General features: G+C 31.8%; 15 protein-coding genes. 4 read left to right on the plus strand and 11 right to left on the minus strand.

Annotation, left to right across the window (positions count from 1 at the left end):
- Window positions 1-496: 496 nt before the first annotated feature.
- Window positions 497-1,444 (plus strand): bi-component gamma-hemolysin HlgCB subunit C, encoded by a 948-nt coding sequence (gene hlgC / locus AA076_RS12380; RefSeq protein WP_000916713.1) that lies wholly within the window; start codon window positions 497-499, stop codon window positions 1,442-1,444.
- Window position 1,445: 1 nt separating this feature from the next.
- A complete protein-coding gene (gene hlgB, locus AA076_RS12385; protein ID WP_000783428.1) occupies window positions 1,446-2,423 on the plus strand; it encodes a bi-component gamma-hemolysin HlgAB/HlgCB subunit B in 978 nt (325 codons plus the stop codon).
- Window positions 2,424-2,474: 51 nt separating this feature from the next.
- Here the strand turns inward: hlgB and AA076_RS12390 are convergent, their stop codons facing one another.
- From AA076_RS12390 to gtxA, 11 genes are all read right to left on the minus strand, one after another.
- Entirely contained in the window at window positions 2,475-2,942 is a 468-nt protein-coding gene (locus AA076_RS12390; protein ID WP_000200948.1) for a QueT transporter family protein, read from the minus strand.
- Window positions 2,943-2,952: 10 nt separating this feature from the next.
- Complete coding sequence (locus AA076_RS12395; protein WP_000286875.1) at window positions 2,953-3,645, minus strand: 6-carboxyhexanoate--CoA ligase; 693 nt, start codon at window positions 3,643-3,645, stop codon at window positions 2,953-2,955.
- 10 nt (window positions 3,646-3,655) lie between these two features.
- Window positions 3,656-4,771, minus strand: coding sequence for an aminotransferase class I/II-fold pyridoxal phosphate-dependent enzyme (locus tag AA076_RS12400; RefSeq protein ID WP_000671751.1), 1,116 nt, complete (start codon window positions 4,769-4,771; stop codon window positions 3,656-3,658).
- A complete protein-coding gene (gene bioB, locus AA076_RS12405) occupies window positions 4,749-5,756 on the minus strand; it encodes a biotin synthase BioB (RefSeq protein WP_001046646.1) in 1,008 nt (335 codons plus the stop codon). Before bioB ends, AA076_RS12400 begins: the two co-directional genes overlap by 23 nt.
- 1 nt (window position 5,757) lies before the next feature.
- Entirely contained in the window at window positions 5,758-7,116 is a 1,359-nt protein-coding gene (gene bioA, locus AA076_RS12410; RefSeq protein ID WP_001110064.1) for an adenosylmethionine--8-amino-7-oxononanoate transaminase, read from the minus strand.
- Window positions 7,094-7,780, minus strand: a complete 687-nt coding sequence (gene bioD, locus AA076_RS12415) for a dethiobiotin synthase (protein WP_001217917.1) — start codon at window positions 7,778-7,780, stop codon at window positions 7,094-7,096. The genes bioA and bioD overlap by 23 nt, the downstream gene beginning before the upstream one ends.
- A gap of 53 nt (window positions 7,781-7,833) precedes the next feature.
- On the minus strand, window positions 7,834-8,001 hold the full coding sequence (locus AA076_RS15605; protein ID WP_001790576.1) for a hypothetical protein: 168 nt from the start codon (window positions 7,999-8,001) through the stop codon (window positions 7,834-7,836).
- 230 nt (window positions 8,002-8,231) lie between these two features.
- Complete coding sequence (locus AA076_RS12430; protein ID WP_000486494.1) at window positions 8,232-9,965, minus strand: ABC transporter ATP-binding protein; 1,734 nt, start codon at window positions 9,963-9,965, stop codon at window positions 8,232-8,234.
- 24 nt (window positions 9,966-9,989) lie between these two features.
- A complete protein-coding gene (locus AA076_RS12435; protein WP_001064838.1) occupies window positions 9,990-11,753 on the minus strand; it encodes an ABC transporter ATP-binding protein in 1,764 nt (587 codons plus the stop codon).
- A 627-nt stretch (window positions 11,754-12,380) separates the two neighbouring features.
- Window positions 12,381-12,488, minus strand: coding sequence for a type I toxin-antitoxin system Fst family toxin (locus tag AA076_RS15625; protein ID WP_000482650.1), 108 nt, complete (start codon window positions 12,486-12,488; stop codon window positions 12,381-12,383).
- A gap of 133 nt (window positions 12,489-12,621) precedes the next feature.
- The gene (gtxA, locus tag AA076_RS12450) at window positions 12,622-13,008 is read right to left on the minus strand and encodes a flippase GtxA (RefSeq protein WP_000779358.1); all 387 of its coding nucleotides are present in this window, start codon (window positions 13,006-13,008) and stop codon (window positions 12,622-12,624) included.
- Between the two features lie 267 nt (window positions 13,009-13,275).
- Between gtxA and AA076_RS12455 the strand changes: the two genes are divergently transcribed.
- Entirely contained in the window at window positions 13,276-14,418 is a 1,143-nt protein-coding gene (locus AA076_RS12455; protein ID WP_001176863.1) for a glycerate kinase, read from the plus strand.
- A 59-nt stretch (window positions 14,419-14,477) separates the two neighbouring features.
- Complete coding sequence (locus tag AA076_RS12460) at window positions 14,478-15,137, plus strand: membrane protein (RefSeq protein WP_000831298.1); 660 nt, start codon at window positions 14,478-14,480, stop codon at window positions 15,135-15,137.
- Window positions 15,138-15,225 lie beyond the last annotated feature (88 nt).

Here is a 15,225-nt window from a genome sequence, read left to right on the forward strand (position 1 = left end):
GCCTCATAACATTAAATTATTTTATCGTACATTAAATTTAATAATAACAACTGATTTTTATAAGAATAAAGTATCGAACCATAGTAGATACACAAATAATACAAATGAAACAATTTAACTTGAAAGCTTAAATAAATATTATCAAGTTAATAAACAATTAATTTTTAGATGGATTCATCAAAAATCGTAAAAAAGCACAATTTGTATTTTACAAACATTAATTAAAAAAGAAAGCAAGACATTCGTGCAATCGGTTACCTTAAATTGTTTACAACTGTCAACAATACCAAGGTTTTATTAACTATATTTCTCACAAAATTAGCTTTTAGCATTCCAAACAAAAAAGGTTAAATCGAACGGAATTATGGCATTTTTAACTTAATTGTAAAAAAAGTTGATAATGGTCAATTGTTAATGAACAGTTAATTATAATAACGCCCAAAATATATTATTATTTAATTAAGTTAAATAAAATTATAGAAAGAAAGTGAAACTTATGCTTAAAAATAAAATATTAACTACAACTTTATCTGTGAGCTTACTTGCCCCTCTTGCCAATCCGTTATTAGAAAATGCTAAAGCTGCTAACGATACTGAAGACATCGGTAAAGGAAGCGATATAGAAATTATCAAAAGGACAGAAGATAAAACAAGTAATAAATGGGGCGTGACTCAAAATATTCAATTTGATTTTGTAAAGGATAAAAAATATAACAAAGATGCTTTGATATTAAAGATGCAAGGATTCATTAGCTCTAGAACAACATATTACAACTATAAAAAAACTAATCATGTTAAAGCTATGCGATGGCCATTCCAATATAATATTGGTTTAAAAACAAATGATAAATATGTTTCTTTAATTAATTATTTACCTAAAAATAAAATTGAATCTACAAACGTGAGTCAGACATTAGGATACAATATCGGTGGTAATTTCCAATCAGCCCCATCACTCGGTGGTAATGGATCATTTAACTATTCTAAATCGATTAGCTATACACAACAAAATTATGTAAGTGAAGTAGAACAACAAAACTCAAAAAGTGTTTTATGGGGCGTCAAAGCGAATTCATTCGCCACTGAATCAGGTCAAAAATCAGCCTTTGATAGCGATTTATTTGTAGGCTACAAACCTCATAGTAAAGATCCTAGAGATTATTTCGTTCCAGACAGTGAGTTACCACCTCTTGTACAAAGTGGATTTAACCCTTCATTTATCGCCACAGTATCTCATGAAAAAGGTTCAAGCGATACAAGCGAATTTGAAATTACTTACGGAAGAAACATGGATGTCACTCATGCCATTAAAAGATCAACGCATTATGGCAACAGTTATTTAGACGGACATAGAGTCCATAATGCATTTGTAAATAGAAACTATACTGTGAAATACGAGGTCAATTGGAAGACTCATGAAATCAAGGTGAAAGGACAGAATTGATATGAAAATGAATAAATTAGTCAAATCATCCGTTGCTACATCTATGGCATTATTATTACTTTCTGGTACTGCTAATGCTGAAGGTAAAATAACACCAGTCAGCGTAAAAAAAGTCGATGACAAAGTTACTTTATACAAAACAACAGCCACAGCAGATTCTGATAAATTTAAAATTTCACAGATTTTAACATTTAATTTCATCAAAGATAAAAGTTATGATAAAGATACTTTAGTGCTTAAAGCTACTGGGAATATTAACTCAGGCTTTGTGAAACCTAATCCTAATGACTATGACTTTTCAAAATTATATTGGGGAGCTAAATACAATGTATCTATAAGCTCACAATCTAATGATTCAGTAAACGTCGTTGATTATGCACCAAAAAATCAAAATGAAGAGTTTCAAGTTCAAAATACTTTAGGCTATACATTTGGTGGTGACATTAGTATCTCTAATGGTTTATCTGGTGGACTTAATGGAAATACAGCTTTTTCTGAAACAATTAATTATAAACAAGAAAGTTACAGAACAACATTAAGTCGCAACACAAATTATAAAAATGTTGGCTGGGGAGTTGAAGCACATAAAATTATGAATAATGGTTGGGGACCTTATGGAAGAGATAGCTTCCACCCAACATATGGTAATGAACTCTTCTTAGCTGGCAGACAAAGCAGTGCATACGCTGGCCAAAACTTCATAGCGCAACACCAAATGCCATTATTATCTAGAAGTAACTTCAATCCAGAATTTTTAAGCGTACTATCACACAGACAAGATGGCGCTAAAAAATCTAAAATTACAGTAACTTATCAACGTGAAATGGATTTATACCAAATTCGTTGGAATGGCTTCTACTGGGCAGGCGCAAATTATAAAAACTTTAAAACTAGAACATTTAAATCAACATATGAAATTGATTGGGAAAATCACAAAGTGAAATTGTTAGATACAAAAGAAACTGAAAACAATAAATAGCTAGTAAAACACGGTCGCCAACAGTAATTGTGACGACCGTGTTTTGATTTATTATCTTAGTAATACTGCCATTCTTTTTCTCAATGTGAGATATAAAGGAATAGCTACAATTAAAGTGAATATTACGCCTGGAATCGCGTTTAACAACACTACCCACACAGGTAAATTTAAAATAATAGATAATAGTAGCCTAGATACCAAACTGCCTAATACACTTGCTAAAACTAATGATAGTACATTTATTTTCAATAAATAAACAACTGCAATAGCTATAACTCTAAATATAATAGAGATAATCACATTAATTGGATTAAATACGCCAAATACTAGTAATAATAGGCTAGATAATAATCCACCTAAAAAGTACTTTTTAATTCCAAAGAAAGCTAATATCAATAATGCTGCCGGTGCAGATAATTGAAAATCTAATCCTGGTATAATGGACGGTATTTTCAAAACTGCCAAAATGGTTAAAATCGCAGCAATGACACTAATTTGAGTAATATCTTTTGATGTCATACTAAAACCCCTATACCGTTTCATAAACAACTTGCTTCGGTGTGCTTTCTAAAAATGATATGTAATGATTTAAATCAATACAATCGTCCACAAATATTATTCTGCCTCCATATCTCGTATTAACTGGTTTAATATCAAATAATCGATGGTAACCAATTTTAGCAGCGGCAAAATAACCTGTCGTATACGTTAAGTCATCGGACACGCAAAGTTCTCCTTTGACATACGGATGCGCATTGATACAACTAGCAATTGCTAAGGCATCAGTCACTCTTTCATTAAGATCACCTTTATTATTTATATCTTCAAACGAAAAATGTGTTGCCCTAATCCCCCTTTGTCCAAATGAATCTAAACGTTTACCAGATATAGCAGATAGAATAATAGCTCCTGTATAAACCGTTTCATTTTTAATATATGTCATCCCTTGATTTAGCGCTTGTTCAGTGACACCACATTCTTGTGTTAAATGTTGGAGATTTGCTTTATCATCCTCAATAATTTGTAATGCTTTTATTTGTTGAATCGGTTCCATGATTTTTTGTATTTTTATATTGAGAAAATCCGGTTGCCCATTTTCATGAAAAAAACCTTTATTATAAAACCTTTGTACCGTCTGTTCTATTTTGTCAAACTCACAAATCGTTTCAGCACCACTAATATGAACATCTTGATTGCTAGAACGCATTTTTATACTATACATGACGATCACCTCAATCTTCTTGATGCAAAATTTCAAACAACCTATCTATATCTTGTTCAGTATGAAAATACGACAATGATATTCTTAACATTGGCTTAGTCACAGTTGGATACCTTAAATAACTTGTAAACACATGATGCTTTAATAATGTTTGATGAATGTTCTCAGCCGCTTCTATGTCATCAAACTCAATAAACTTAATCGGCGAGTTTGAACTATTATAATTAACATTGAGTGCTTTTAACTTTTGGTTAAAATATTTACTCAAACTATTTAATTTAGTGCGTCTATCATCAGCATTTATTAACTTTTCAATGTTTCTTTTTATAAAATACAAATTATAAATTGGCAAACTACTTGAGTAGATGAGTGGTCTACCGTGATTAATTAACATATCCTTCACATCATTTGAACTTAAAATCACACCCCCGTATGCACCACATGCTTTAGATAAACTAGAAGTGAGTATATCTACACCTTGATAATTCGAGTAATTCTCTATTCCAAAACTATGTGAAACATCGAGTATCAGTGTTGCGTTATATTTATGCTTTAATGAGACTAATTGACCAATATCCACAACGTCGCCATTCGTTGAAAATACACTATCAGATATGATTATTTTTGGTATATTTTGATTAGGGTATTTCTCTAACCTTTTTTCTAAATCAGCAATATCTAAATGCTTATATATCACTTTTTCTAAACCACTTAACTTAATACCGTCAATAATACTCGCATGATTTTCTTGATCTGAAAACACGACACAATTTGTATTTTTGAAAATATTAAATAACGCCAAATTAGCATCATAACCACTATTTAAGATAGTACATGCACTATATCCGAGCCAACCTGCTAACATTGTTTCAATTTCTTCATAAGCTGTCGAACTTCCACTAATTAATCTTGAACTTGATAAGTGATAACTATACTTCCGCATAAATCTTTCGAAATCATCCTTATCAAACGCTATTTGACCTAATCCTAAATAATCATTAGATGTATAGTTCGTACATCTCTTATTTTCTACTTCAATATACTGTCTATCTATATACCCTACCGATTTAAGCGACCGATATAACCCTTTCTGTTGTAATAAATCAATTTGCTCTTGAAACTTCATTCTTGTTTTCCTTATTTTCACAAGTGTCATAATCAATTTCAAAGCCTAAATCATTAATCATATCGTAGTCTAATTGGTTCGGTTGCCCACCAGTAATTAGATAATCACCGACAAATATTGAATTCGCCGCTTTTAATGCTAATGGCTGTAACGAACGTAAGTTGACCTCTCTTCCTCCAGCAATACGAATTTCTTTCGTAGGATTGATTAATCGGAATAATGCTACGATTCTTAAACATTTCATTGGTGTTAAATCATCCATGCTTCCAAACTTTGTGCCTTTGATTGGATGCAAAAAATTAATCGGAATACTGTCGGCATCCATTTCTTTTAAAGCAAATGCCATATCAACAATATCTTGATTAGATTCTCCCATACCACAAATCACGCCAGAACATGGTGATATATTATTCGCTTTCATTAGTTCTATCGTATCTGTTCTATCTTTATAACTATGCGTTGTCACGACGTTATCATGGTAATTTTCACTTGTATTAATATTGTGGTTATATCTGTCTACACCAGCTGACTTAAGTTTCTTAGCTTGTTCGTCATTCGTTAATCCTAAACATGCACAGATTTTTAGTTGCGGGTGTTGAGATTTAATCGTTCTTACAGTATTACTAATATGATCAACTTCTTTATCGCTCGGTCCTCTACCACTCATAACAATACAATATGTTCCAATATGATTATCATGTGCCACCTTTGCTCCATCGATAATTTGTTCCTCTGGAATTAAAGCATATCGCTGTTTTTGTTTAATATCTCGTGATTGTCCACAGTACCCACAATTTTCAGGACATATACCACTTTTAGCATTTAAAATCATGTTTAATTTTACTTTTTTACCAAAATAATGTTTTCTTAAAATGTACGCCTCATTTAATAAATCTAAGGTATCAATATTAGTATCCTCATAAATTTTCAATACAGTCTCTTTTGTTAATTGTTCCCCTTGTAATATGCGTTTAGCCAAATTCATATTAACACTTCCTATCTAAAATGTTATGTACTGCCTTTTTAAAAATACGTACCATCGTTTTCACTTCTTTATTTGACATACTTAACACTGGCACAAACGTAATGACATTTTCTAAATTTCTAATCATTAGCCCGTTTTCTTTACAATTACGTACAATACGTTCAACTTTTTCAATTTCTAACGGCGTTTTACTATCTTTATCTGTAACTAATTCAACTCCAAACATTAAGCCTCGTCCTCTTACATCACCAACATTTCGATGACGCTTCAGCGCATGTAACTGTTTCTCAAGTGTTGATGATGTCGTTTCAATATGTGACAATAACTTACGTTTTTCATAAAGTCTTATATTTTCTAATGCAACCGTACAAACGATTTGATTTCCGGTGTATGTATGACCATGGAAAAAGGTATTCACACCATGCGAATCACTTAAAAATGCATTGTATATTTTTTTAGATGTCAATGTAGCTGCAAGTGGTAAGTAGCCACCAGTAATCGCCTTACCTAAACACATAATATCCGGTTGAACATCTTCATGATTGCATGCAAACATCTTTCCAGTTCTCCCAAAACCAACTGCTACCTCATCACAAATTAATAAGACATCGTATTTTTTGCACAATTTCTCGACTTCTTTCAAAAAGCCTTTAGGATGAACAAACAAGCCTGTCGCACCTTGAATCAACGGTTCCAATATAAACCCTGCGATTTCATCATTTCTTTCAATTAGAATTTGCTCTATATTCGTTAAAATAGCTGTCATCATTTCATTTTCAGTATCGTAATTACTGCGATAGAAAGATGGGCTTTCTACTTGAATATTCTCAAATATTAAGTCTTTAAATATTTTATGAAAGGTCTTGATACCACCAACACTTACCGCACCAATCGTATCCCCATGATAACCGTGATTTAGCGTTATAAACTTGTTTTTCTTGGCATATTTTTCTCTATCAATATTTTTCCAATACTGATATGCCATCTTTATTGCGATTTCAACAGACGCACTGCCTGTATCAGAATAAAATACTTTTCTTAGATTACTTGGCGTGATTTCGATTAATTTTTCCGCAAGTTCTATTGACGGAATATTTGATGATCCTAGCAGCGTAGAATGGGCAATTTTATTGAGTTGCTTTTTAATTACCTTATTTAAGTATTTGTTATTATGACCATGCACATTGACCCACAACGATGCATAACCATCTAAATATTTATTGCCATTCGTATCGTAAAGGTAACTACCCTTTCCTTTTTCAATGATGATTGCTTCTTCTTTGCTATATACACCCATTTGTGTAAATGGATGCCAAACATATTCTGAGTCTTTTTGTTTAAGTTGTTGTGTGTAATTCATTTTTAACTCCTATTAATTGTTTTAAAAATGCTTCTGAGAAATTTTCATACGTGGCATGTTCTTCAAATGTATAGACTGTTTTATTTGTTAATTTTCCAATCGTCATTTGATTGTCTTTTTCAATATAGCTGTCTGTATAGCGATTCATTATTAAAAAATTACTCGCCGATACATTCTGATTAACATAATCTTGGTGAACAATGGCATCGCTAATAGCACCTAATTTTGATGGCAACACACTGATGACACAATCTGCACAATCATTGATTAGATCTTTAGTCATGTAGAAATCATCTGTACCTTCATATATTGGTACGGCAATTCCCCCAGCACCCTCAATTAAGATAAAATCAAATTCCTTATCTAAAACTTTTACCTTATCTAATACACGCTGCTTATTTAGAAAAATTTGATCTGTCATTTTAAATGCAAGGTGTGGTGATACAGGTTGCTTAAAAGTATAAAGTGACGTTATGTCATAGCTTAAATCACATTCATTTTTAAATACTTCTAAATCTGGAAACGTCCCGTCTTGGCGTTCCTCAGTTTGAAATGGTTTAAAAATACAAACTCGATGACCACGTGTTTTCAAAGCATGGTATAAATGCTTTGTAACATAGGTTTTGCCTACATCAGTATTCGTACTTGTAATAAAAATCCTCATAAAAATAACCACCTCAATCCAAATGTAAACTTTTATAATTAATAAGTTTACATTTAAGGCGCATGTTTTTCAAGAAAACATGAATTTAAACTTCTCAGTATAACTATAAATTTTGGCAAAATTTTGACCTTGCTATTGAAATGACTAAGACTTCTTAAGGAATTCGGGCAGATATAAACAGCGATTCGATAAAATATGTCAGTTAAAATTAATAATTGCATTATTTCTTAATAAAAAGACATCCTAGCTTTACCATCTTGTGAAACAATCCATTAATTGTAATATTACGTTGAGCGCCTTGTTCATCAATGCTATAATTAGTTACATAATAAATTGAACATCTAAATACACCAAATCCCCTCACTATTGCCCTAGTGAGGGGATTTATTTTGCTGTTGATTATCTATCACCCTTTTTATTTCCAAATTCTGATTCCATATTAAACTATTATTTATAATTTCCAGCCTGCTGATTTACTTTTTATTCTTATAAAGTCTTGATACATTCCTGGTTTTCGAATTAATTCATCATGACTACCTTTTTGAATTATTTCACCTTCATTGAGCACTATAATCTGATCTGCATTTTTAATAGTTTCAAGTTTATGTGCAATTGTAATTACTGTTTTGCCTTTACTTAATTCATTAATTGCCGTTTGAATCAGCTGTTCATTTTCAGGGTCAATACTTGCAGTTGCTTCATCTAAAATAATTATTGGTGCATCTTTTAATATCGCCCTAGCAATAGAAATCCTTTGCTTTTCTCCGCCAGATAAATTACTACCTTTTTCATTTAGCATTGTTTGATATCCCTCAGGTAATGACATGATGAAGTCGTGGCAACATGCTTGCTTCGCTGCACGAATAATTTCTTCTTTCGTTGCACCTGGATTGCCAAACAATATGTTATTTTCAATCGTATCATTAAATAAATACACCTTTTGAAATACTGCACTAATTTTCGACATTAACGTACTTAATGTCATATCTTTAATATCAACACCATCGATGCGAATATTTCCATCATCGATATCATAAAAGCGCAAGAGTAAGTGACATAATGTAGATTTCCCACTTCCTGAAGGTCCAATTATTGCTGTTGATGTTTGTGTAGGTATCTCAAAATTCACATTCTTTATCACTTGTTTATCATCATATGAAAAGTTCACGTTTTGAAAAGCGATATTTTCATTTTTAATCGTCAAATTTTTTCCATTCTCATCCAGTTCTGGAGCATTTTTTATCTTTTCAATATCATCTATCGTCATATCTATCATTTCAAGTACGTGTGCAGCACTATTAATATTTTCAACACTATCAAATATCACAAATGAAAAAATTGAAATCATAATAAGGGTAGGTAAATCAATACTATGATTCATATATAATAAGCATGCAACTAATACAATCATTATTGAAACAACTTTTAAACTAAGTAAATGCAATAAATTGAATGGGATATATTGCATTTCTATTTTTGTATTTATACGTTTACTTTCATTGACTGCTTGGTTAAAACTTTTAAGACTCGTATTTTCTTTCGCGAATGATTTTATTACTTGAATACCACGAATAACCTCCAATACCTTTTCCACTAATTGGTTTTGTACATTATGATACGCTGGCGCATTTTGTCGACTCTTTCTTTCTAATAATTGAATCGCAAAAAATGATAGTAATACGCCAATGCATGCTAATAATGATACTTGCCACGAAACTACAAGTAGAGACAATATGAGTACTGTAATTAATATGTATCCATTAACAACAACGTCCACCATTTTCATAGCAAAGTTTTCTAAAAAGGTTAAATCTGTTGTTACTATTGTTGTTAACTCATTTGAATGATGCGAATTAAAATAACCTAACCTTACATTTTTCAATTTATCCCCTATATCTAAACGTTCTTTCGCACTCATTTCATAAGCGATGCTCTCATGGCTTTTGCTTTTGAAATATGCTGTAATAAATCGTCCAATCACTAATAAAACCATGATAATTACAACATTCAATATATCTTTCATATAAATAGGTTTATGAGATAGCACATTATTAAATATTTTTGCAGCTAAAAAGATAGGTAACGCAATAAAAATAGCATTTAAAAATGACATGCTAAATCCTAAAATCATTCTTGCTTTATATGGTCTTATCCAGTTTAAAATTTTAAATGTAATTTGAAACATATTTGACCTCCTTTTCTCATTAGTTTAATTATGTCCAGTATTGATTCCCCAATCTTTTGTATGCATGTGCGTATCCCACATTTTCTTATAATTACCGTTTAATTTTAGCAATAAGTGATGTGACCCTTTTTCTAAAATTTGTTGTTTACCTAAAACAATAATTTGATCTGCATGTTGAATCGTAGATAACCGATGTGCAATAACAATCAATGTTTTATCCTGCGTCAACACATTTAATGCTTCTTGAATTTTTTGTTCGTTGTCTGGATCAACGTAAACAGTCGCTTCATCTAATACAATGATAGGCGCATCTTTTAATATCATTCTTGCAATAGTGACTCGTTGTTTTTCACCACCAGACAATTTATCTCCCACTGTACCAACATTCGTATCATATCCATCTGGCAACTTTTCAATAAATTCATGACATTGTGCTAACTTGGCAGCTTTTTCAACTGCCTCATCCGTAGCTTCTGGATTGCCAAGTTTAATATTTTCTTTAAAAGTAAGATTTAATAAAAAGTTATCTTGTCCAACAAAACCAACTAAATCGTTAAGTTGTTTCGATTCAATATCTTTTATATTTATACCGCCAATCGTAATTTCACCTGAAGTCACATCCCAGTATCGTGATATAAGCTTGGCAATGGTTGACTTACCGCTACCAGATGCCCCGACGATAGCTGTGAAATTATTTTCTGGTACTGTAAATGATAAATGCTTAAAGACCAGATCGTCCTTATCTTTGTTATATGAAAATCCAACATTATTAAAAGCAATTTCATAATGTTGAGGCTTCTTAAATTTTGTTGACAATACTAACTCTTCTAGACTTAATATTTGATTCACTTCAGTTAATGCGTATTGTATAGACTTTAAATGATTTACATAATTAGTAAAATTCTTAATCGGTGCTACTACACCTAAAGATAATACGATGCATAGGAAAAATTCCGCATAGTTTAATTGGTTGATAGATATCAAATACATGCCGACCGGTAAAATCCCTAAAAATGTTGAAGGTAATACACTAGCTCCTAAATTCATATACCCCCATGTATTTTTAAACCAATTCAAAGTGTGAATCTTATAATTATCTACTGCATCTTTATATTTTTTATATGAACTTTGAGATTGATTAAATGTTTTAATCACTTCAATGCCTTCGATAAACTCTACAATCGCGCTATTCATATAATTATTCGATTTCATTTGTTCAGCATATGTCTCATTAAATCCAGACATAACTTTTTTAAAAGCGAAAATTGAAATTGGTATCGTTACTAATAAGGCACTAGCCATACGCCAATCAATGAGCATTATGTATAAAAAGATAGCAGCTGACAAAAGTAAGTTTCCTATAACTTCAGGAATCATATGTGCTAAAGGTAATTCTATTGTTTCAACCTTATCGACAAATATATTTTTTAATTCACCTATTTTCTTAGATTCCACTACGCCTAAAGGGAGACGCATTAATTTTTGAGCTAATTTTTTACGAATTTCAGATAAAATTTCATATGCCGTAATATGTGATAGCATCGTTGACGCTCCAAAACAACACACTTGTGAAATATAAGCGATTAAAGCAATAAAGATATAAACCATAATCGAATTAATCGTATATGTATTGTTAATCATCATTAAAATAATTTTAAATACTGCCCAATAAGGAACTAATCCAGAAAAGACACTGATGATAGACAACAAAATTGATAACATAATTTTCCATTTACTATCAGAAGCAAATCCGCTGAGTATCTTTATCCAATTTGTCTGATTGTTCATCGTATATGTAACTCCTTTCAATTAATAATCTAAATTAAGCCGCTTATATTATTTATTTCACTGGATGATATACATAATATAAATTTGTTATTTGTTAAAAATTAATACTTATTACAAGTACATCATATATTAGTTGATAACGATTATCAATGTCGCGTGGATTTGTGACACATTTCTTTTAAAAATTCACAAGGTTATGGGGCAGAAATGATAAAGAGCCACTAATGATTTATTATGTAGTGGTTCTGGGAGTGGGACAGAAATGATATTTTCACAAAATTTATTTCGTCGTCCCACCCCAACTTGCATTGTCTCTAGAAATTGGGAATCCAATTTCTCTTTGTTGGGTCCCTGAATATAGCCTTGTAGAGTCTAGTACATTGATTTGTATCCCAATGTCCCTATAATTGATTATTCGCTTTATCTAATGATCCTATGACTCAACTATTAAATCATTTTTCGAAATACTTAATTCTAATATAATTAAATTCATTTATTGTAATATTGCAAAAATACATTGCACACCTTGTTCATCAATGCTATAATTAATTACATAATAAATTGAACATCTAAATACACCAAATCCCCTCACTACTGCCATAGTGAGGGGATTTATTTAGGTGTTGGTTATTTGTCACCTTTTTTATTGTTGCGCGTTCGTAACCAATGTGCAAAAAACGCAACAAGACAGCCGCTTATAGCTGAAGTCATGATGTTAATTAATAAATTGAACATCCGTCATACACCTCCTCTCTGCGTTAAAGTAACGCCCGAGATGTTAGGCGACCATCATATTATATCATTTATTTATTATATTTCACGCAATATTAAGGCTTAAGTAAAGTTTTTTTTAGTGGTTTACGCTACTTTAATTGCTATCTTTTAAAATCCATTTAGATAATATAAATGTGATGGGTATCGTAATAATTAAACCAGCAAATGGTGCAATTTCTGCTGGCAAATTTAGCCAGGATACAAATACATATAATAAAACTGTTTGTAAGCTTACGTTGACAATCTGCGTAATTGGAAAACTAATGAATTTTCTCCAAGTAGGTTTTACCCTGTAAACAAAATAACAATTCAAATAATATGAAATCACAAAAGCGACTAGAAATCCGGTAATATGACTAATCATATATTCAATGTGTAATAATTTTAACAGCAATAAATAGACAACATAATAATTTAACGTATTAATGCCGCCAACAATGATAAATTTTAAAATTTCAGCATGCGTTTGTGTTAGTTTCATATGTGTAACTCCTCAACATCAAAATATATGCATAACTACGTTCTCGAACATACTCGAATATGCGAGCCAATCCGCTTCACTTCAAATATGCTTATTTCAATCTTTATACCCTTTCACAGCAAATTTAGTCTCTTTCCCCTCATCCTTATACGCCATTATAATGTAACTGATTTATCGCGTGACTCATTAGCACTATAGAGATTACTTTAGTTCACTAGTAATTTTATATACAATAAGAGCGACAACAGTAATGAGAGGATGTCTACTATGCAATTACAAAAAATTGTCATCGCTCCTGACTCATTTAAGGAAAGTATGACCGCACAGCAAGTTGGCAATATTATAAAACAGGCTTTTACTAATGTTTATGGGAATACCCTTCATTATGATATCATTCCGATGGCTGATGGTGGTGAAGGTACCACAGATGCTTTAATGCATGCAACAGGTGCCACTAAGTATACAGTCATCGTTAATGACCCTTTAATGCGACCTATTGAAGCATGTTATGCACGCGCAGACGAACAACAAATTGCAATTATTGAAATGGCGGCAGCGTCAGGTTTGGATTTATTAGAAAAAGAGGAACGTAATCCTTTATACACATCATCATATGGTACCGGTGAACTAATTAAAGATGCATTAAATCATGGTGCTAAGACCATTATTTTAGGGATTGGTGGCAGTGCAACAAATGATGGTGGTACAGGTATGCTAAGTGCACTAGGCGTAAAGTTTACTGATGTAAACGGGGACTTATTACAAATGAATGGTGCTAATCTTGCTCACATTGCACAAATCGATATAACCAATCTAGATTCGCGATTAAAAGAGGTGACCTTTAAAGTGGCCTGTGATGTTTCAAATCCTTTATTGGGTGAAAATGGTGCTACCTATATTTATGGTCCTCAAAAAGGCGCTGATGCAAAGATGATACCAAAGTTGGATTTCGCAATGTCGCATTATCATGATAAGATAAAAATGTGCACAGGAAAGTCCGTTAATCAAATACCAGGTTCTGGTGCAGCTGGCGGTATGGGCGCAGCATTATTAGCGTTTTGTGAGACAACTTTAACAAAAGGTATTGATGTCGTCTTTGACATTACAGATTTTCATCAAAGAATTAAAGATGCAGACCTCGTTATTACTGGAGAAGGACGCATGGATTATCAGACCATCTTTGGTAAAACACCCGTAGGCGTTGCGTTAGCTGCAAAACAATATCATATTCCTGTCATCGCGATTTGTGGCAGTCTAGGCGAAAATTATCAACATGTTTACGATTTCGGTATTGATAGTGCCTATTCTATAATCTCTTCACCTAGCACTTTAGAAGATGTCCTACAAAATAGCGAACAAAATTTATTAAACACTGCAACTGACATTGCTCGTATTCTGAAATTACAATAATGTCAAAGTAAATCATCAGCTTTATTATTTGCAGTTAAAACTTGAATGAGGTGAAACCCATGAAAAGAACTGATAAATACCGTGATTCATATCAATACGACAATCAAAACCAAAATCATCGTCGTCAATCTGAAGACGCATCGTATAGACAACAATATGCTAAAGGCGATCCTGAAGAACACCCGGAACGATACTATAATGGTAGAGATTATCGAAGAGAACAAATTCTTGAAGAAGAAAACGAGAAATCCCGCCGTTCAAAAAAATGGTTATATATCATTATTGCCATTCTCTTAATTATTGTCGCTATTTTTGTCACACGCGCCTTACTTAACAATGATAGCGATAAAGTTAGTAATGACCCTAAAGTCTCTCAAAATTATAAAAAACAAGTTGAAAATCAAGACGGCCAAATTAACCAGCAAGTAGATAATGCTAAAGAAAATATTAAAAACAACCAAAAAACTGATGACATTATTAAAAATTTACAAAATCAAATCGACAACTTGAAGCAGCAAGAACAAAACAAAGCTGATTCTAAGCTAACTCAATTTTATCAAGACCAAATCAACAAATTGACAGAGGCAAATAATGCACTTAAAAACAATGCAAGCCAAGGTAAAATTGAAAGCATGTTAAATGATATTAATACAAAATTCGACAGTATTAAATCTAAATTAGAAAGCTTATTTAAAGATGACAATGGTGGCGCTAATTAATTATTACACCTGCTTTGATGATAAACATTAATTCCCTATACTTTATCTGTATCACTACGTTATTCGTGATGATGCATTAAGAGTATAG

Origin of the sequence: Staphylococcus aureus, from assembly GCF_001027105.1 — a bacterium.
In the GTDB taxonomy this organism is placed as follows: Bacteria; Bacillota; Bacilli; order Staphylococcales; family Staphylococcaceae; genus Staphylococcus; species Staphylococcus aureus.